Here is a 19,548-nt window from a genome sequence, read left to right as displayed (position 1 = left end):
TTCACGTTTTTTGCACGTATAGTTGGTCTTACTATATTAATTTTTATTTAAAGAACACTTTGTCTACATTATACTTCGCTTGAAGTTCATTAATAATATATGTTTCATAAATTTCTCTATGAACAGGATTTTCAACAAGACACACCTCAATTTTCGTTACTTCATCTCTATGATCTTTGATGACGGATACAGTGTCTTCAAAATGTTTCTTTATTCTTGGTCTTAATTTTCTAGCTTTCCCTACGAACAATAGTTCCCCATTGTCGTTATAAAACATGAAAATACCGCCCTTGTCCCTAGAAATTAGGTGGAAATCAGTAAATCCATAGATATTGCTTAGCTCAGGATAATCTTGTTTAGTAATGGTCACATCTGGTGTTGGTATCGTTATGTTTATCACGTAAAACACTTCCTTATCATTGTCATTATTTAATTGCTGGAGTTACCTTTAATTTCTTACCTTTGATGGTGGTTGTTTCCATTGCTTGGAGTACTACTGAGCCTTTACCATTTAAAATATCAACATAGGACAGGCTATCTTGAATGGTTATAATCCCGATGTCCTCAGCTGTGACTCCTGGTATATTCGCAATCGTACCAACTAAATCTACAGCTCGGATCTTCTTCTTTTTGCCACCACTAAAATGGAGCTTCAGAATATCTTGATTAATCCGTGCTGTTTTATTATTTCTTACAACTCGACGACCACTGATTTTTTCGTCGAAAGCAGCTTGTCCTTTTATTACTTCGTGGCGCTTTGGTGCTTCCACTGTCGGGATCTCAAAACCTATATAGCGTTCGATGGCTTTAAGATATTTCCCATCATGAGGTGTTTCAAACGTAAGTGCTTTTCCCTCTTTACCAGCACGTCCAGTTCTTCCAGTTCGGTGAACATAGCTTTCTTTTTCCATTGGAATGTCATAGTTAATGATGAGTGAAACGTTATCAATATCAATTCCTCTCGCAGCAACATCCGTTGCGATAAGATAACGAAAATTCCCCATTTTAAAGCCATCCATCACAGCAAAGCGGCTTTCTTGTTCTAAACCGCCATGAAGTTTTTCACAAGAGTAACCGGATTCTTCTAACTCATTATAAACAGTATTCACATGTTCTTTCGTATTACAAAAAATGATACAGCTATCCGGGTTCTCAACAACCGTTATGTCCTTAAGCAGAGGAATCTTTCCCTCTTCTCTTACTTCAAATAACCCATGCTCAATTGTATCTGTTGTGATACCTGTCGATGCAATCTCAATATTTTTAGGTTCAATCATATATTTATGGCAAAGAGTTTCAACATCTTTAGGCAATGTCGCTGAAAACACCATCGTGACCCGATTTGTAGGAAGTTCCTTTAGAATTGTCTCAACTTTGTTGATAAAACCCATATTAAGCATTTCATCGGCTTCATCAATAATAAGATATTTTATGTTGTCCAATACAAGCGTTTCTCTTTCAATATGGTCAATTACACGACCGGGTGTTCCAACAACAACATGTGTTTTTTGTTTCAACTCTTCTCTTTGTTTCGAGAAAGGTTCTTTCCCATAGACCGCCATGGCTTTGATTCGCTTAAATCTGCCAATATTCGTGATATCCTCTCGAACTTGAGCAGCAAGCTCTCGAGTTGGTGTAAGAATTAATGCCTGTGGCTTTTTTTCTTCCCACTCAATGTTTTCGCAGATAGGAATACCAAAGGAAGCTGTCTTTCCGCTGCCTGTTTGAGATTTAACGACAAGGTCTTGATTCTCCAAGGCTCTTGGGATAACCTCAATTTGTACCTCGGTTGGATTTTCGTATTTTAACACATCTAGGGCTCTTTTTATTTCATCACTTAAATGATACTCATCAAAACTTCTCTCGTTCATGTAGTAACCTCTTTTTTTGTAGTATTCGACTTGTCTATAGGTTTCTCTCTTAGATGCATCATATGCAAAATCTGACTATCTTCATTATATCTGATAAGTGGTTAAATTTCCTAAAACAATTTGAAACAGAGCTGGATTCTCCCAATTATGTATTCGGTCGTTGCGTCATTAGGTATTTTCCCATTCCTGTGATATGCTTGTACCAACCATTTAACTTGTAACATGTTGTTAAAGGCTGACTATAAGAAACGTGATGACAAGCTAACCGAAAGATAGACTCGACTTAACAAACGGGCCTATCTCTTCTGCTTAGAGCCACACATTCATAGTCAGCCTTTTTTATTTTTTATAAATAAAAAAGGACTCGTATAGAGTCCTTTAATAATTATGCTTTGTTAACGTTAGTAGCTTGAAGTCCACGTTGACCTTGCTCAGTGTCAAATGTAACTTTTTGGCCTTCGTCTAAAGATTTAAAGCCTTCGCCTTGGATAGCTGAAAAATGTACGAATACATCTTCTCCGCCTTCAATTTCGATAAAACCGAATCCTTTTTCTGCGTTAAACCATTTCACTGTACCTTCTTGCATGTTTGTATCCTCCTGTGTGGATATCATTCCACATTTTATTACTATAGTTGCTCAATTATCAAAGGCGAAAAGTTTAAACACTTCTTCTTTCCTTACTGACCGAACAAAAATAATTCTTACTTAGAATAACAGATAATTTTTGGAAAAGCAAATATTATTTTAAAGTTTTTTCTCGCTAGGTGAAATTATGGCAATATTTCGGCCTCTATTTGCTTAAAGCTAGGCGATTCTGGACAATTTTTTGTATTTATTTTTTGTGTTTATTTACTAAGCATCCGTTGACTTATAGCGTTTTGATAAACCTGAATTAATTTTAAATTAAAAATTTCCTTCTATAAGTATTTAGGATTAGCTCTCCTCTCATACATTGTTATAGGTTCGTTATTTTAAAGGAGGAGTTAACTTCATGGGCGATTTTACATCTAGAAAGCATTATTATCCCTACGCCAGTCCGTATGACCCTTGTCCACCGATAACGGTAAAGACCTATGTAACAGCTCCAAATCTATACCTCACCTATCAACCACCAAATTTACCTCAATTCTCACCGCGTGAAGCTTTATATGCAGGTACAGTGTGGAAGTATTTTTACGATCCCTACTATGGCCCTTGTGAATTAAGAAAGGAGAATACCACATGAGCCCCAAACAGCTACCGCCGCAATTTTATCAGCAAATGGAAGAATTGCAAGCAGTAGATTTTGTACTCGTTGACTTAACGTTATATTTAGACACGCACCCAAATGACATGACTGCCATTCAACAATTTAATCAAATGTCTCAAGTCCGCCAGCAACTTAAAATTGATATTGAAAAAGTTTACGGACCCTTGCAACAATACGGAAATAGTTATAGTGGGTACCCTTGGAATTGGAATGAGTCGCCTTGGCCATGGCAACTATAAAATCTGAAAGAGGTGGATCTTTTTGTGGATTTATGAGAAAAAGTTACAATACCCAGTAAAAGTCAGCACATGTAATCCAACTCTTGCAAAATACTTAATTGAACAATATGGCGGTGCTGATGGCGAGCTCGCTGCAGCACTGCGTTATTTAAATCAAAGATATACAATCCCTGAAAAAGTAATTGGCTTGTTAACCGATATTGGAACAGAAGAATTTGCCCATTTAGAAATGATCGCTACTATGATATATAAATTAACGAAAGATGCTACACCTGAACAAATGAAAGAAGCAGGACTCGCTGATCATTATGTTAACCATGATAATGCGCTCTTTTATCAAAATGCAGCAGGAGTACCTTGGACGGCCAGCTACATTCAAGCAAAGGGTGACCCAATTGCAGACCTATACGAGGACATTGCAGCGGAAGAAAAGGCTCGAGCAACCTACCAATGGATTATTGATGTGTCAGACGATCCTGATTTAAATGACGGTCTTCGTTTTTTACGCGAAAGGGAAATCGTCCATGCACAGCGATTTAAAGAAGCTGTTGAACTGTTAAAAGAAGAACGAGATAAAAAAGCACATTTTTAATCGCCAAACAAAACAACGATGTTTGGGTCTTCTATTTCCCTTTCAAATTCGCCTTCGCAAAGTTATTAAAATAATATCACTTGGGAAACCCCTTATTTACGGTGCTTTCCCTTTTTTATATTACATTTGTTGAATAAAGTGTTAAGAAGCCCTCCCTACTATCTGTGTTCAACTGAAGACGTACTATAATTTACATATTCAAATATGAACATTTATCACGACTCAACATACTCTATTAATAGCTATAGGTAAAAAGGTGGGTCTTTAGATGCCAGCGATAGTCGGTGCAGTAAAAGTTATCAGTATAGGAAGTAGCGGTGTGTTTAATATTGGTGACGTGTTTACATTGTCTCCAAGTGGAACAGCAAAAACGTTTGCTGGTGCAGGTTCATTTAATACGGGTGATTATTTAAAAGTAAGAAATTTCCATAGTGTCACAAAAACGTATGACCAAGATGCCAATGATTCTAATGTAAACTCTGTCTTATAAAAGGAGGAGTATATGAACTTCCATATTCACCAGAACATTACGATACACAACCTAAGGGTCGATGGAATAACAAACTCTTCTGTTTTACAAATTGGTAGTGCCGGGATGATAAAACCGTTATCTAATCTCTATAATACAGGCGGGTTTACCGAACCAGCTGTGGAAGCAAGTGGCGTTCGACCTCCACTTGTTCCTCTTGCCCCTCCAGCTAGTTAAAAAATTGTATGGATAAAAGGAGGAGATTTCATGTATTACAACACCCCTGATACAATACAAAATCTCCAACAAATTTATAATTATCTAAATTTCCAGCAACAAAAGATAGACCAATTAGAGAAGTCTATTCAACATTTGCAAACTGAGTTAAACAGCTTAAAGCAAAACAAATCGCCTAGCATTGAGAAAATCGAGTATAAGTTTGACCAATTAAAAGTTGAGAGACTTGAAGGAACCTTAAACATTGGCATCACTCCAAATAATGGTGACAATTCGATTGAGGATTTTGCGGTTAATCAACATGAATTAAATACCCCTCAAGTAAACGATCAGCAACCGATCATATTTGAAGCTGTTCAACAACGTATAAATGATTATTTAAATGAACCTTACAACGAGAACATTCATTCGATTGAAAAACAAATGAACTACCAACTAGATGACCATTACCGACTTTATATTATTGAAGATATTAGAAAACAGGTTGACCATCGTATTCAGCACTATCTAAATAAAATGAAACTTCATAACCTAACTCCACAACAATTAGCGGAGATCGAGGAAATGACGACAAATAAAGTAAAGGAAGACATCCACAAAACCTATAAAAACTTTATTGGGAATTTACCACAAAAGGAGAGTGATTTTTAAATGAATTTTACCGTCGTCAATAAAAATATTTGTGTTGATACGATTCGGATTATCGGTGTAACAAGTTCCTCGGTTTTCTTAGTCGGAGATACAGATACGATTACGCTATCTTCCATTTTTGATACACCGCCAGAGTCTTTAATTATTGGTCCCTTCGTTCCACTTGCCCGTTCATAAAGGAGTGTGACAATTTGTTTAAAAGAACCTCAAACGTTAAAACCATAACGGTAACAGACATTTCTAATGGGTCTATTGCTGAAATTGGTGATTCTCTTAACATTACACCGCGATCAAAAGCATTAGCCGTACAACGTGAGTATGAACTCTTTTACGAGGATGAGGGGAATTTCGAGGCGTTTCCGCTCTTCACACAACCTATTCCGAAACCAATTATCGAAGAAAAAATAAACTTAAAAAAATATCACGATTCTTCATTTATTCACGTCAATCATATTGATGTTATAAGTTTCTCTACCGCAGGAGTTATGCATATTGGGTCAACGAAAACTATCGATGCTGAATCGAGAGTAAAGCATATTAGGCAGTTACTAAATGATTCGAGTAACGATTCTCCGACTCCCGAATAAAATAAAGAAACAAACGGAAAAGGGTGTTATTATGCCTTCTATTGTTCTTGGGCCTTTTAAAATCAACTCAAATGCAGGAGTTATTAATTTTGGTGACTCCCAAAACATATCTCCAAAAAGCACAGCTAAATCTGTTTCTGGATCAGGTGCCTTAAACACAGGTGATTTTATTAACACCAATAATGGGTTTAATATGAATACTACCTTTGATCCAGACGCTGCGGACCAAAACCTAACTGGAAATGTTTAAATTATATTGAATCGTGGTGATTAATAGTGAATTCATATGATTGGAATAAGCCTTTTCAAGGACAATTTCAAGATGAATTTTGGAAAAGTTTCAATACCTTTTTTAATGGAAATGAACAACATCTTAGAGTAAACCTTTATCAATCTGGACATGAGTTACTATGTATTGTATTCTTACCGGGAATTAAAAAAGTAGAAGATATTCATCTGAACGCCTATGAAAACGTATTGGAAATTAGCGGAGACAACAGCCTTGACTATGAAGGATTTCAATTAGTGCAACAGGAAATTTCACAAGGGTCGTTTAAACGTAAAATTGAATTACCATTTTCAGTTCGAAAGGATAAAATTGATGCCTCGTATAGTCGTGGTGTACTCACAATCCACTTGTATCGCTTAATTCCCGATAAAAATAAGAACCAACAAGGGATCGTCATCCGTGATGATGAGTAGGATCAGCATCGATTAGCTGCTGATCTTTTTGTTGTTATTTTTTCTTTTTTACTTGTGATCCCCTCCTAAGTATATAGGGCAAAGGGAAAAACCGAACCCTTTTTGATCTAAGAGGGCACTGAAATAGGAAAAGTACCCTTTTTCAATGCCCTGAGACTACCTTTTTTAATAAGAAAATCAATCACATACAGAAAATTAGTTTTTCTCTTCTATATATTCTTTTAAAGAAGGCCAACCGATTGTTCTTAAAACATTTTCAATTGAATATTCCTTTACTTCATCCTTTGTTAAAGCTTTCGCCCATTCTACTCTCTTCTCCATGCTTCCACCTGGGCCTCTACTATTGTATTCTGCATAGTATGTTGTTTTCTCGGCATCGGGCTTATCCCAGTTGTGCCAGCCTTCAGCCTTGATATGCTCGCCCATCCAACAATTGATAAAAGCCGTTTTAGCGTAATTTCTCCATGGTCTACCTAAATACACTGTATTAGCTGCAGCATTGCTTGTTAAGCGACAATCTATAAAAACATATCCGAACTTTTCTTCGATTGGCGTTGATGCTGCAGTAATAAAGCCATTTACATCACTAGAGCGATCTAGGCTATAAATTTCACATTCTTGGAATATTGCTGTGGCTGATCCGAAAATAAAATCAACATCCCCTTCGATATAACACTTCTTAAAATAATTTCTTCCAACTTTCCTTTCAAGTCCATCTCTCGGTCCACCAAACCGATTACCCTCTTTCGGCTTCGGTGGCAACGGACCTGTAAATACAGTATCCTGACTACCTAAAAACGAACAATTGTGAAATTCAATTTTATCGCCATCAACATAGGCAGCTACTGCCTGCCCTACTTGTGTTCCCAACCCAGCATGATTTTCAAATGTTATGTTTTTTGCAACAAAACCTTCCCCTGTAATAAGCGCACTATATGTTGAGAACGTTCCCATTTGTTCACCATTTGCTTGAAGCTTTCTTGCATAATCACCAAATGTAATCAACACTTTCTCTTTATTTGTACCGATTAATGAAATGAAAGGTTTATTGATTACTAGCTTCTCTTTATACACCCCAGCTTTTATAGAAAGGATTACTCTTTCTGTGTTCTTTTCTGGTATGCTATCAATTGCCTCTTGTATCGTGGTAAACTCCCCACTTCCATCTTGGGCAACAATCATTTCCCATCCCCCTGTTCCATTTCAGAACTTGCTAAAATAAAGGCACCAATTCCTTTTAAATCATTTGTGATAATCGGCTCACTAATATAATATTCAAACGTACCATCTCTATTATCAGCACCACCTAAACCAGCCACTTGACACGTTCTATTGAGATTGACTAATCCTTCATTTGTTACGGTAATAAACTCGTCAATAATCCCTTTATATGCTTTATCTGCAACAGCACTCCACTCTTCACTTAACAGCTTAAGTCTGACACCTTTTGCAACGGCATATAATATCATACAAGAGGCCGAAGCTTCGAGGTAATTCCCTTTGCAGTCAGCTTTGTCTAGTACTTGATACCATACTCCAGATTTATCATCTTGAACATTTTTTAGAGCTTGTAATACTTCTTCGAGTAGTGTGACTAAGGTTGTGCGATCCTTATGAGTGTCAGGAAGGAATGAAAGCGTATCCACTAAACCCATAACGAACCACCCCATCGAGCGTCCCCAGAAGTTCTTTGAATGGCCAGTGGCTGGATTGCACCATGGCTGGACCTTTTTTTCATCAAATGCATGATAAAGAAGCCCACTTTTATCGTCTTTTGTATTTTTGGCACACAATATGTATTGCTTCGTAATGTCAGCAAATTCTTCTTCAGTTCCATACTCTTTCACATACTCCGCATAAAAGGGGGCGCCCATATATAACCCATCAAGCCAGATTTGCCATGGATACACTTGCTTATGCCAAAATACACCTTCTGACGTACGAGGATGAGATTGTAGTTGCTTTCTCAATCGATCAATGGCCTTTTTGTATTTCTGTTCTCCTGTTTCTTTATATAAGGTTAGTAAGACCTTCCCGTTATTAATATGGTCAATATTGAATAGCTGACTATCATATCCACGGATGTTTCCCTCAGCGTCCACAAATGCGTCCATGTTTTCCTTCATATACTTAAAATATTTAGGATCACCTGTCTTCTTCCAAACAAGCTCTGTCCCTTTTAACACAACCCCGTAATCATAGGACCATTTATCACTTTGTACACCTTCAGATAGTAGCGGGTTTCGAATCATCACAGAATCTACCATTCTTTGAGACCAGTTTAGTGTAGTTGTTTCCATCTTCTTTCAACCTTCTTTCTAGTTTTATTATATCTAACTTAGTAAAGTCCCTCATCTTAGTTGGTGAACAACCTAATTAAAGCGCATTCAAGGGTATCCACTGTCTACAAAACCTATTGTATCATCAACGGGAAGTCAGTTCAGCTGTGAAGCTGTCGTTCTTCAATGCTTCTAAGAGGCCACTAAGCAATGAGCGAAACCGTTGCCTTGTCTTAAGCTTGCTATGAGTGGGTTTCTCGTAGCAAGCGCAACGTGTCGAACCATTGCTTCTTCCTCGTATCTGCAAAAAGGGACTTTTTTCAGTGGCCTCCTTGATTACGCGTCGTTTTTTTCTTTTCTTATGCGACGCTGAAAGATAAGGTAGATAGGGAGTGGGATAATTACCCAACCTAAGCTCTTAACAAAGCTATTTAACGCTCGATTTCTGGTATTTTCTTTTCGTTGTTGAACCATATTATCGTATTGCTCGCGAAGTTCTTCATCAGTTTTCACTTCTATTTGTACCTCTTGAGATTCTTCATGTTTTGGTGGATAGATATACATATTTTTGTATTCTTCAAATGTTTCGACGTATGTGTTCGGTGAGACATAGTCTGCAATAGCCATAAATGCGAAAATACCACCGCCAATAACCATAATTAACGTAATAAATGCAACAGCGTAATGATAACCTAGTTTAAGCATATCCGCCCGTCCTCCTTCATTTGTTTTATTCGATACACCTTTAACAGCTAATACTCCTATGATAGCAAACACTACCGCTAATACAATTCCAAGTAAAATAATACTCACTTCTCTCCCCCCCTCCTCATTAAACGTACGTAGAAATCATTAAGTTACTAGTTCTCCAAGAGATTAACAAAAATATTCTATTTTATGATAAATGTTGTCTGACTATGACCTTCCTTCGTCTTCCTTACGTCAAGTATCGCAGGAATCGCCTGCTTTAGTTCATGGACATGTGAAATGACGCCGACTAGTCTACCGGACTTCTGAAGATCGATAAGAGTGTCAATTGCTTTATTTAACGTTTCTTCATCAAGGGAACCGAATCCTTCGTCAATGAACATCGTTTCAATTGAGATTCCACCTTGGTGAGATTGAATAACATCTACCATTCCAAGAGCGAGACTTAACGAAGCGTTAAACTTTTCCCCTCCTGATAACGATTTGACGTCACGGTTTTGTCCAGTGTAATTGTCGTACACATCAAGACTTAAACCACTTTGCTTTCCGCGTTTTTCAAGTCGTTCGCTACGAATTAGATGAAATTGTCCATTTGAGAGACGATGCAATCGTTGGTTTGCTTCTTGGACGATTTGCTCAAGGAATTCAATTTGCAGGTAGCGTTCAAATGAGACTTTTCTCTGATTGTCTCCTCTTACAACATCGTAAAGGTCTTTGTGGAGCAGGAATTTCGTTTCAGCATCACCTACTTTTTCACTTGCTATAAGAATATCTGAATGTGCACGCTTGGTGGTTGTCAGAAGATTTTCTGTTTGCATTAATTCTTTCCTTCGTTCTCCCAGCTGATTTTCTAATTCTACTAATTCTGATTGGAGAGTCAGTAAGTTCTCACGTTGTTTTTCTTTTAACTCCATTTCTAGTTCAGTTATTTGTTTACGAAGTGATGCTAGATTGGTTTTAAACGTGTCAATTTCTGTTTTTAATGCTTCACGGGTTACATCTGGTATTTTCGCTAACTTATACGCTTCTTTCGTTTCAAAATGGGCCTCTGTTAGTGCTGCATTAAATATATTCAGTGCTTTCTCTTGTTTTTTGGATGTCTTTTCAATTTGCTGGTTTAGATGTTCAATTGTTGTTTTGATCGTGAGATGGCGTTCTTTTACTACGTTAAGTTGCTCTTGAGCCGTCTTCCATTGGTGTTCTAATGTTTTTGTTAACTGTTCTGCAATTGTGATCTCATTGTTTAGCGTCTCAACGGTTTGGAGATGTTCAGGAATGATTTTAACCTTTTCTTCATAAAGCGCTTGTTCAGTTTTGTAATTTGAACGTATTTCGTTCCATTGCTTTTCATTTCGCTCCTTCTGGCTATCTACTTGTTCGATTATCAATTCAACATTCTCATATTTCCCTTTTAATTGTTCAAGGGCTTCTTGGTCTTGTTTCAACTGTTCGATTTCAACTTGAAGCTGTTGTTGAACTTCGATTTCTTTCTCACGATAGATACTAATTTCGTTCGATTCAATTGCGAATGTTTCTAGATCCTGTTCTTTCTCAGTCGCTTGTGAGATCACACTACTCAGGTCTGCTTGTAGTTTACGGAAAGCCTCTTCAACTTTAGCTAAATCGCTCCGTTTTTGGTCGAGCTGGTCTTTGGTTGGAATCTCTAGCTCAAGTTCTGCTTTACTAGGATGATCGTGGCTTCCACACACTGGACAAGCTTCACCGTCATGAAGATGCACAGCTAATAAACTTGCTTGTCCTTCAATCCAACGAGTTTCGATTAGATTGTACTCTGCTTTTGCATCACCAAAAGCCTGCTCTTTGGAAAATAATTGACTAGATAACTTTGACTTCTTATCAGTTAGTTCAACACACTCGTTTAGAAGTCTTAGTTTTGATTTCGTTTCTTGCCATGCTTCTGATTTCTCAGGTAACAATTTTACCTTTTGTTCAAGATCCCTCATTTGATTTTGAAGATTTATTTTTTCTAGTTTTGTCGCTTTCAGTTTAGTAACGTACTGCTCCGCATTCTTTTTCAATTCTGCTCCTTCTTTTGAAAGCCGGTCTATGATTTTCTTCTTCTCATCAAGGCCTTCGACATCAGCGATATAATCGTGAAGCTTCTTGACTTGAAAAGCTGCTTGTTCTCGCTCTTTCTCTTTTGCTTCTTCCGCTTCGTACACCTTTTGGGAAGATGCAAACTCTATCTTCGCATTTTCTCCTTCAGTGTTCGCTTTTTCAAGGGAATCGTTTAAAACTGTGAGTTCAGAAGAAATATCCAGATAATGACCTTCATATACACTAATTCGACTCGCTTTTTCAGCCTGTTGATACTTTTGTTCAAGTTCATTCATTCGAGGCTGCTGCTCATCCATTTCTAATTTCTGTTGTCTCTTTTCATCAAGCACATCAAAACGGTCATTTGCTGATTTGGCTAAATGATAATGAGTATTCTTTTCTTGGAAGGCTTGGAAATGGCCATCAATTAACTTTTTTTGTTTAATTTCTACTTCTATATAGTGTGTCATCTCTTCCGAAAGTGCTTCTAAAACTTGATGAGTATTGAAGTTTTCTTGTTCAAAAACATGAGTTAGTAAAGAATCCTCTCGTTTAGGCAACATGTTTTCAATGTTATTAATGATGATATCTCGTTCCTTTTTGATGTCCTCATATTTTTTCTGTGCTTCAATTCTTTTATCGTTTAGTCGTTCAGTCATTGATTTAAATAAACCGGTTTTAAATATTTTTCGTAAAATTTCCTCCTTGTTTTCTGTTTCAGAGGTTAATAGCTTACGAAACTCTCCTTGAGGTAGCATGACGATTTGGCTAAATTGTGCTTTTGTTAAACCAATAATGTCATGGATTTTTTGGTTTACGGTCGTTACATTCAGCCGGTCAACCAAAAGTACTTCTTTATTATCGATTATTTCATATAATTCATACTTATCTCCAGAAGGCGTTTTATTCTTTCCCTTAATATGGGCCATCTGTCTAAACACTCGGTATGTTCGACTACGAATTTCAAATATATAGTCTACCGATGTGTGGTCGTCTTCGGATGCAAATTGACTTCGAAGCATTCGAGGCTCGTTTCGATCTTCCCCACTAGCCTCACCATATAACGCAAAGCAAATCGCATCAAAAATTGATGTCTTACCAGCTCCTGTATTTCCAGAAATCACAAAAAGACGATGTTCTTTTAATTCATCAAAATCAATCATTTCTTTCTTTTTATATGGGCCAAACGCAGTGATGGTAATTTTCTTAGGTTTCATAAGCGTTCACCCTCCTTTTTTATCGTTTCCTGTAAAACTTCTATAAATAAGTCTTCTGTGTCATCTGAAATAGCATTGCCCTTTACTTCCTTATAAAAGGCTTTAAATAAGGTTAATTCATCCATCTTTGAGCGTGATATTGAACTTGCCCCTTCCTCATCTGACCAAGTGATTAGTTTTCTCTCAATATGCATCGCATTAGGATAAACAGAACGAACACGTTCCATTGGTGAAAGAACTGGAACTTCATCAAGCAGTCTGATAAATACATAATCTTCGTTTCGCTCATGCTTTTCAATTTCGTCAATTTTTCCTACTACTGTACGGATGTCGCGCAACGGTTCGAGGAATCGTTTTTCAATGGTGGTGTTCCCTTCTTTATCTAATTCAACAATATAGAAGCCCTTTTTGTGATGCTCCTCCGAAACAGAGTACTTTAATGGAGAACCTGCATAACGTATCTTTTCCTTAGAAACATAATGAGCTTGATGAAGATGACCAAGAGCCGTGTAGTGAAATGGTTCAAATACCTTCGCATTTACATGCTCAACTCCCCCTATTGATAAGGGACGCTCTGAATCACTCGTATTCTCTTTTGCCTCACCAGTAGGCGTGACAAACGCATGTCCAACAAAAACATGACGAGCATTCATATCCATTGACTTTGTAATTTGTTCAACGATCGAACTCATTGCTTCATTATGGCTTCGAATGCCTTCAAGCTGTAATTCATAGCGAACTTTACTCGGTTCAACAAAAGGAATTAAATGAAAATGTACATCACCATACTCATCACTTAAAACAACCGGTTCAAATACATTCGTAAATTGACCAACAATATGAAAGCCATTTGACCTCATCATTCTTCGACCAAAGTCTAAACGCTCTGGTCCATCATGGTTACCGCCAATTGCAAGTACAGGGGTTTTTAACTTTAATACAATGGTTTCTAACATCTCATCAAGTAAATCAACTGCATCTGTTGGTGGAATGGCACGGTCGTATAAATCGCCTGCAATAATGACCGCGTCTGGCTTTTCCTCTTCTATGGCTTCAATAAATTGAGTCAGTACATGTCTTTGGTCTTTAGTCATATAGACACCTTGAACGAGTTTGCCAAGATGCCAATCTGCTGTGTGAAAAAGTTTCAAAAGTAACACCGTCCCCATTTTAGCTATTTAATAATATAATATCACATAAAACGAACGTACGATCTTATTCTCCTTATTTTTAAACTGATTCCTTTTATTTATAAAAATTGTTAAGTTTTACCTTAATAATATTCGGTCTTTTCGAGAAAAATAGGGAAGAAATTTTAAAAAGGAGGAAAGAAAATGGGAAAAAAGATAAAAATGTTCATATTCCTAAGTCTATCGTTAACTCTTGTCGCCTGTAATTTTAACGACAATGCTTCTGACCGTAATAATGAGGGCAACAACACTGAAGGGCAACAATTTACACAAGGACAAATATCGAGTGACAGCACCGAAATATCAAGTGAACAATTTCCGCATACAAAGGCAGTTCAAGTAGGACATGCTAAATATATTGCTGATGTTGGCTCTGGAATGACTTCACAAACAACAAGAGAAGAAATAACACAATTATTACCCAAAGATGTTCAACAGTTAACACCAGAACTGATTTCACGGTTCATACCTGAAGGAACAGTACAACTTTCCCCAGAAGAAATAGCGAGAGTCATTCAAGAAGGTGCTCCGCCGGAACAAACGAACAGACGGGGCAACCAACAACCTAATACACCGCCTGCTCAACCAGAAGCACCAACCGCAGAGCCTAATACACCACCTGCTCAACCAGAAGCACCAACTGCAGAGCCTAATACACCACCTGCTCAACCAGAAGCACCAACTGCAGAGCCTAATACACCACCTGCTCAACCAGAAGCACCTCAAGACCAGCGTGAACGTGAACAGCAAAAAAGTCCTGAAAAAAAGAATAATCAGCCTGAACGTGCTGAAGGCCTTAGTGAAGTAGTGATGCAAGTGATTGAATTAACGAATGCTGAAAGAAGAAATAATGGCTTGTCAGACTTGCAAGCTGATACACAATTAAGCAATGTAGCTAAGGAAAAATCAAACGATATGCAAGCAAATAATTATTTTTCACATACAAGCCCCACATATGGATCTCCGTTCGATATGATGCGAGACTTTGACATATCTTATCAAGCTGCTGGTGAAAATATCGCCCAGGGACAGCAAACACCAGAGCAAGTCGTTCAAGCTTGGATGAATAGCGAAGGCCATCGAGCAAATATATTAAATAATAACTACACCCATATTGGTGTTGGATACAACCAAAATGGTCATTATTGGACACAAATGTTTATAAGAAAATAAAATATATAATTTCAAGGTAGTCTCCAAATATTTGGTTGCTACCTTTTTCATTTTTCCTTTTCTCACTCCAATTTTCCAAGTCCTTTATACCATGTCTGCTAACCTATAAAATGTTTAAAATTCTCTAAAAAGAGGAAGGTGCTAAATAGACGATAGGATTAAAGGAGGGGAACAGATGAGAAAAAGAACGTTGATATTTATACCTGTTTTCGCCGTAGGACTAGCTGTCTGGGGAAATGATTTATCACCGAAAGCAGAATCAGTGCTTGAAGGAGACGATAACTTATGGAGCATCGCCCAAAAGTATACGAACGTGACTGTTGAAGATATTATCGGGATAAATGATCAGTTAAATAATTTACAAATTGGAACTGAGGTAACAATTAACCAGGTTACGCATACGATTGAGCCTGGAGATACAATTTGGAGTCTTGCTCAAGAGTACGAGAGTACCACAGTTGAAGAGATTTTAAAATTGAATGACTTATTAAATCCGTACAATTTGCAGGTAGGAAATGAGATTACAATAAGCCAGGTGACCCACACCGTTCAACCTGACGAGACACTTTGGAGTATTGCGCAAGAATACGATGGTATTAATATTGAAGATATCTTGAATTTAAATATCGTATCTAATGCAAACAACTTACAAATTGGCCAGGAGATTAGCCTTGGGAATATAACCCACACCATTCGACCAGGTGACACACTTTGGAGTCTGTCAGAAAAGTATGAGGGCGTAACGTTAAAAAATATAGTAAATTTAAATCCAGGTTTAAATCCATACAATTTACAAATTGGACATGTAATTGGCCTTGGGAAAGTAACTCATATCGTTCAACCTGGCGATACACTTTGGAGTATTGCTCAAGAGTACAACGGTCTAAGTGTTGAAGAAATTTTGAATTTAAATGCCGATTTAAATTCATTCAATTTACAAATTGAAAATGAAGTGGATAATGAAGATGAAAATATCGTTGACGGGGCATTAAATCACTCTACTGCTAGGAATGTTATGACTGAATTTAAAAAATCATTTATGGATCTTGCTGACAATTCAAAAAAAGATGGTGAAATTACAAACCTTGATTCTAAAGAAGAATTAGTTTCTTATTTCACTGCGATTATGTCTGAAGAATTGGCTACTTGGTTTGCAGATACCTATTTTAGAGAAGAAAATAATATATTATATATTAAAGCTATGGATGCACCTACTTGGTTGCAAACGGACCAACCCTTTACTCTAGAAAAAGTAAATGATACAGAATATAAAGTAATCCAAGAACGAAACAATGCACTAATTGGCCACGTAAATATGATTTACATTTTAAGCCTAAAAGATGGCGAATGGATTGTGAAAAATATTGAAAGAGAAGAAATTGATAACTCCTAAATGCGATGACTATGTATATATAGCATCATAAATAAGAAAACGCACTAAACAAAAAAGAACCTACATCTATAAAGATGTAGGTTCTTTGTGCTAAAACCAAATCAATACTAGTTAACTATTTCTGTCTCAATAACGTTCGATAAGCCATGTTTTGTACCTTTGTACTACAATCGGTTTTATCCTCGTACTCCGGTGGTAATCATCTATCTACAGATAACAAGTACCTGTCTATCTCTCCGTTTCTATTCCTTCAAGATAGTTCCCCTACCAAATTTGGGTTTCTCGCTCGTGGGGTTTACCGCGTTCCACCTCTTTCGTTTCCAAAAGAGCTTCGTCACTGTGGCACTTTTCAGGGGTACTCAGCCATAGCATGATAGCCGTAGGTGTTTTTCCCCGCCGGCAATCCAGTTACCACCAGATTGCCCTAGCTTATTTTTTCGCTAGGCACGAACACTACGATCGTTGCAGATCGTGCGAGCATGGACTTTCCTCTACATCAAAAGATGCAGCAATTACCTGAACGTTATATCAGAAGTTATAAACTTAGTATACGCCTTAATTTAATTCTACGCAAGTGATAATATCTTCCAACAACTATATACTTTGTCTTACCTTCTTCCTAATAGTGAGACTAGACCTGACGGCGAGATAGTAGAGGCGTTTAGAGTTCTTTATCTAGCTAATGAAAAAGTTACAGCTGTTGACGAAAATAAAGGCAGAGATAGTTGCCTCTGCCTTTTATCTCTTATTCAATTTTAAATAATTAAGCTTATGAGCTTTCATTTAGTAGCTCTGAAATAGACACCCATTTTTTAGAGCGAGAGGAGCGTTCAACAGCTTCTAAGACAGCCTGGTTTTTAACACCGTCCTCAAAGTTAGGTGCAGGGCTAATACCTTTATCGATCCCTTTCAATAATTCCACCATTAAATTAGTAAATGTATGTTCATAGCCAATAATATGAGCGTCTGGCCAATATGCCGTTCCATATGGATGGACATCTTCCGTGCAATTAATTGTACGGTAACCTTGTAAACCCGCTTCATCTTCATGGAAATACACATCTAGATTATTCATATTTTCCGCATCCCAGCGAATCGACCCTTTTTCTCCATTAATTTCAAACCGGTTGCCATTTCGGTTTCCACCAGCAAAGCGGGTCGCTTCAAAGGTCCCAATAGCGCCATTTTCGAAGCGAGCAATGAAAACACTTGCATCATCAACCTCTACAGGGCCCTTAATATCACTTGATGCTGTTCCACTTAGACCAGAACTATTTTCGACAATCGGTCGTTGTTTAATAAAGGTTTCTAGTAACCCGCTTACCTCCTCAAACTCTCCAACTAAAAACCTGGCTAAATCAATAATATGAGCTGCTAAATCCCCGTGAGAACCAGAACCAGAAATATCTTTGCTCAATCGCCAGACTAACGGGAAATTAGGGTCCATAATCCAATCTTGTAAATACGTTGCCCGAATATGATATATCTTCCCTAACCGTCCCTCCTCGATTAATTGTTTGGCAAATTGGACGGCCGGAGCGAAGCGATAATTATGATTTATCATATGAATAACGTTGTTTCTCTGAACTGCTTCAAGCATACGTTTCGATTGGTCTAGTGTCATCGCAAGTGGTTTTTCACAATAAATATGCTTCCCCGCTTCAGCAGCTGCGATGGCAATTTCAGCATGGCGATTATTAGGCGTAACAATATCAATGAGGTCAATATCTGAGCGATTGATGAGTGTTCTCCAATCCGTTTCGTAACTGTTCCACCCCATTTTCTCTGCAGCTAGCTTCACACCTTCTTTATCTCGACCACATATGGCTTGCATGATGGGCTCCACGTTATTATCAAAATAAAAGGAGACATCACGATACGCGTGTGAATGCGCTTTTCCCATGAATTTGTATCCAACCATCCCGATTCTAACTTGCTTTTTATTTAAGCCCACCATAGATTTTTTGCACCTTCCTTTATCAATTTATCTTGTAAAAACTCAACCGCTTTCGTAAACCCTTCTTCGATACTCATTAAGCCATCTTCATGCTCAATGCTAATCGCACCATCATAGCCAACCGTCTGAAGCGCAGAAATGATTTCTTTCCAGGTTTCTTCACCATGACCATAACCAACAGTTCTGAACACCCATGACCGATTTGCGATATCTTTATAGCTTTTTGTATCAAGAACCCCATTTAATCCACTATTTTGCGAATCGACTCGTGTATCTTTCGCATGGAAATGATATAGAGCCTTTTCTTTTGCTAAAGCTTTGATGCAGGCAACAGAATCCATTCCTTGCCAAAAGTAATGACTCGGATCAAAGTTTGCGCCGATTTGCTCTCCGCATTCTGCTCTGAGACGTAATAATGTTTCTGTATTATAAACTACAAAACCAGGGTGTGGTTCAACAGCGACTCTAACATTATGATTCTTTAAAAATTGATTTTGTTCTTTCCAATACGGAATAACCTTTTTCTTCCATTGCCAGTCAACAACCTCTGAAAAGTCAGTTGGCCACGGGCAAGTTATCCAAACAGGGTGCAAGGAATGCTCTGATTCACCAGGACATCCAGAAAATGTAACAACATTTTTAATACCAAGCTTTGAAGCCAGACGAACAGTGTCCTCAAATATTTGATGATGTTGACTTGCCATTTCATGATTCGGATGCAATGGGTTCCCATGACAGCTTAATGCACTGATTTGAATACCCCGTGACTCAAAGGCTTGTTTGAACGTGTTCAACTTCTCTTCATCCGCTAATAGCTCCGCAGGTTTACAATGGGCATCTCCAATAAATCCCCCAGAACCAATTTCAACCGTATCAAGTCCTGATTCCTTAATATAATCTAGCGCCTCTTCTAAACTCTTCTCTGAAAACAATACCGCAAAAACTCCTAATTTCATCGCAAATCTCTCCTTATTC

Annotated in this window: 22 protein-coding genes and 1 other RNA gene; 12 read left to right on the top strand and 11 right to left on the bottom strand. The window is 37.6% G+C overall.

Annotated elements, in window-relative coordinates:
• Nucleotides 1-43: 43 nt before the first annotated feature.
• From CEF19_RS18505 to CEF19_RS18495, 3 genes are all read right to left on the bottom strand, one after another.
• Complete coding sequence (locus CEF19_RS18505; RefSeq protein ID WP_100407433.1) at nucleotides 44-400, bottom strand: nucleotide excision repair endonuclease; 357 nt, start codon at nucleotides 398-400, stop codon at nucleotides 44-46.
• 25 nt (nucleotides 401-425) lie between these two features.
• Nucleotides 426-1,871 carry a DEAD/DEAH box helicase gene (locus CEF19_RS18500; protein ID WP_100407432.1) on the bottom strand — a complete coding sequence of 482 codons (1,446 nt, stop codon included), beginning with the start codon at nucleotides 1,869-1,871 and terminating at the stop codon, nucleotides 426-428.
• 385 nt (nucleotides 1,872-2,256) lie between these two features.
• Nucleotides 2,257-2,457: a cold-shock protein gene (locus CEF19_RS18495; protein WP_060671790.1), complete on the bottom strand. Its 201-nt coding sequence runs from the start codon at nucleotides 2,455-2,457 to the stop codon at nucleotides 2,257-2,259.
• Between the two features lie 406 nt (nucleotides 2,458-2,863).
• On the opposite strand from CEF19_RS18495, the gene CEF19_RS18490 reads away from it, so the two are divergent.
• The 10 genes from CEF19_RS18490 to CEF19_RS18445 all read left to right on the top strand — a co-directional run bounded on the left by CEF19_RS18490 (nucleotide 2,864) and on the right by CEF19_RS18445 (nucleotide 6,598).
• Nucleotides 2,864-3,097 carry a spore coat associated protein CotJA gene (locus tag CEF19_RS18490; protein ID WP_100407431.1) on the top strand — a complete coding sequence of 78 codons (234 nt, stop codon included), beginning with the start codon at nucleotides 2,864-2,866 and terminating at the stop codon, nucleotides 3,095-3,097.
• Nucleotides 3,094-3,360 (top strand): spore coat protein CotJB, encoded by a 267-nt coding sequence (locus tag CEF19_RS18485; RefSeq protein ID WP_100407430.1) that lies wholly within the window; start codon nucleotides 3,094-3,096, stop codon nucleotides 3,358-3,360. Before CEF19_RS18490 ends, CEF19_RS18485 begins: the two co-directional genes overlap by 4 nt.
• Nucleotides 3,361-3,382: 22 nt before the next feature.
• Nucleotides 3,383-3,952, top strand: a complete 570-nt coding sequence (gene cotJC / locus CEF19_RS18480; RefSeq protein WP_100407429.1) for a spore coat protein CotJC — start codon at nucleotides 3,383-3,385, stop codon at nucleotides 3,950-3,952.
• Nucleotides 3,953-4,220: 268 nt separating this feature from the next.
• Entirely contained in the window at nucleotides 4,221-4,442 is a 222-nt protein-coding gene (locus tag CEF19_RS18475; RefSeq protein WP_100407428.1) for a spore germination protein, read from the top strand.
• A gap of 12 nt (nucleotides 4,443-4,454) precedes the next feature.
• Entirely contained in the window at nucleotides 4,455-4,658 is a 204-nt protein-coding gene (locus CEF19_RS18470) for a spore germination protein GerPB (RefSeq protein WP_100407427.1), read from the top strand.
• A gap of 30 nt (nucleotides 4,659-4,688) precedes the next feature.
• The gene (gerPC, locus tag CEF19_RS18465) at nucleotides 4,689-5,309 is read left to right on the top strand and encodes a spore germination protein GerPC (protein ID WP_100407426.1); all 621 of its coding nucleotides are present in this window, start codon (nucleotides 4,689-4,691) and stop codon (nucleotides 5,307-5,309) included.
• Nucleotides 5,310-5,486 carry a spore gernimation protein GerPD gene (locus tag CEF19_RS18460; RefSeq protein WP_100407425.1) on the top strand — a complete coding sequence of 59 codons (177 nt, stop codon included), beginning with the start codon at nucleotides 5,310-5,312 and terminating at the stop codon, nucleotides 5,484-5,486.
• Nucleotides 5,487-5,500: 14 nt separating this feature from the next.
• Nucleotides 5,501-5,896, top strand: coding sequence for a spore germination protein GerPE (locus CEF19_RS18455; RefSeq protein ID WP_100407424.1), 396 nt, complete (start codon nucleotides 5,501-5,503; stop codon nucleotides 5,894-5,896).
• A 31-nt stretch (nucleotides 5,897-5,927) separates the two neighbouring features.
• Nucleotides 5,928-6,146 (top strand): spore germination protein, encoded by a 219-nt coding sequence (locus CEF19_RS18450; RefSeq protein ID WP_100407423.1) that lies wholly within the window; start codon nucleotides 5,928-5,930, stop codon nucleotides 6,144-6,146.
• Nucleotides 6,147-6,172: 26 nt separating this feature from the next.
• Nucleotides 6,173-6,598: an Hsp20/alpha crystallin family protein gene (locus CEF19_RS18445; protein WP_157801005.1), complete on the top strand. Its 426-nt coding sequence runs from the start codon at nucleotides 6,173-6,175 to the stop codon at nucleotides 6,596-6,598.
• Nucleotides 6,599-6,793: 195 nt separating this feature from the next.
• On the opposite strand, the gene CEF19_RS18440 is transcribed toward CEF19_RS18445, so the two are convergent.
• The 5 genes from CEF19_RS18440 to CEF19_RS18420 all read right to left on the bottom strand — a co-directional run bounded on the left by CEF19_RS18440 (nucleotide 6,794) and on the right by CEF19_RS18420 (nucleotide 14,011).
• Nucleotides 6,794-7,780 (bottom strand): pectinesterase family protein, encoded by a 987-nt coding sequence (locus CEF19_RS18440; RefSeq protein WP_100407421.1) that lies wholly within the window; start codon nucleotides 7,778-7,780, stop codon nucleotides 6,794-6,796.
• Nucleotides 7,777-8,898 (bottom strand): glycoside hydrolase family 88/105 protein, encoded by a 1,122-nt coding sequence (locus CEF19_RS18435; protein ID WP_100407420.1) that lies wholly within the window; start codon nucleotides 8,896-8,898, stop codon nucleotides 7,777-7,779. Before CEF19_RS18435 ends, CEF19_RS18440 begins: the two co-directional genes overlap by 4 nt.
• Before the next feature lie 315 nt (nucleotides 8,899-9,213).
• The gene (locus tag CEF19_RS18430) at nucleotides 9,214-9,690 is read right to left on the bottom strand and encodes a hypothetical protein (protein ID WP_100407419.1); all 477 of its coding nucleotides are present in this window, start codon (nucleotides 9,688-9,690) and stop codon (nucleotides 9,214-9,216) included.
• Nucleotides 9,691-9,767: 77 nt separating this feature from the next.
• Nucleotides 9,768-12,860: an AAA family ATPase gene (locus CEF19_RS18425; RefSeq protein WP_100407418.1), complete on the bottom strand. Its 3,093-nt coding sequence runs from the start codon at nucleotides 12,858-12,860 to the stop codon at nucleotides 9,768-9,770.
• Complete coding sequence (locus CEF19_RS18420) at nucleotides 12,857-14,011, bottom strand: exonuclease SbcCD subunit D (protein WP_100407417.1); 1,155 nt, start codon at nucleotides 14,009-14,011, stop codon at nucleotides 12,857-12,859. Before CEF19_RS18420 ends, CEF19_RS18425 begins: the two co-directional genes overlap by 4 nt.
• A 183-nt stretch (nucleotides 14,012-14,194) precedes the next feature.
• On the opposite strand from CEF19_RS18420, the gene CEF19_RS18415 reads away from it, so the two are divergent.
• Together CEF19_RS18415 and CEF19_RS18410 are read left to right on the top strand one after the other, a co-directional pair.
• Nucleotides 14,195-15,223 carry a CAP domain-containing protein gene (locus CEF19_RS18415; protein ID WP_227522028.1) on the top strand — a complete coding sequence of 343 codons (1,029 nt, stop codon included), beginning with the start codon at nucleotides 14,195-14,197 and terminating at the stop codon, nucleotides 15,221-15,223.
• A 175-nt stretch (nucleotides 15,224-15,398) separates the two neighbouring features.
• Complete coding sequence (locus tag CEF19_RS18410) at nucleotides 15,399-16,616, top strand: LysM peptidoglycan-binding domain-containing protein (RefSeq protein WP_100407416.1); 1,218 nt, start codon at nucleotides 15,399-15,401, stop codon at nucleotides 16,614-16,616.
• A 135-nt stretch (nucleotides 16,617-16,751) separates the two neighbouring features.
• Here CEF19_RS18410 and rnpB read toward each other — a convergent pair.
• The 3 genes from rnpB to CEF19_RS18395 form a co-directional block, all read right to left on the bottom strand.
• An RNA gene (gene rnpB, locus CEF19_RS18405) (RNase P RNA component class B) lies at nucleotides 16,752-17,140 on the bottom strand.
• Nucleotides 17,141-17,385: 245 nt separating this feature from the next.
• The gene (locus CEF19_RS18400) at nucleotides 17,386-18,573 is read right to left on the bottom strand and encodes a Gfo/Idh/MocA family protein (protein ID WP_227522027.1); all 1,188 of its coding nucleotides are present in this window, start codon (nucleotides 18,571-18,573) and stop codon (nucleotides 17,386-17,388) included.
• Entirely contained in the window at nucleotides 18,561-19,529 is a 969-nt protein-coding gene (locus CEF19_RS18395) for a sugar phosphate isomerase/epimerase family protein (RefSeq protein ID WP_100407415.1), read from the bottom strand. The genes CEF19_RS18400 and CEF19_RS18395 overlap by 13 nt, the downstream gene beginning before the upstream one ends.
• Nucleotides 19,530-19,548: the final 19 nt, after the last annotated feature.

Source organism: Bacillus solitudinis (assembly GCF_002797395.1).
GTDB lineage: Bacteria > Bacillota > Bacilli > Bacillales > Bacillaceae_D > Halalkalibacter_A > Halalkalibacter_A solitudinis.
This window is presented reverse-complemented; position numbering and strand designations above follow the sequence as displayed.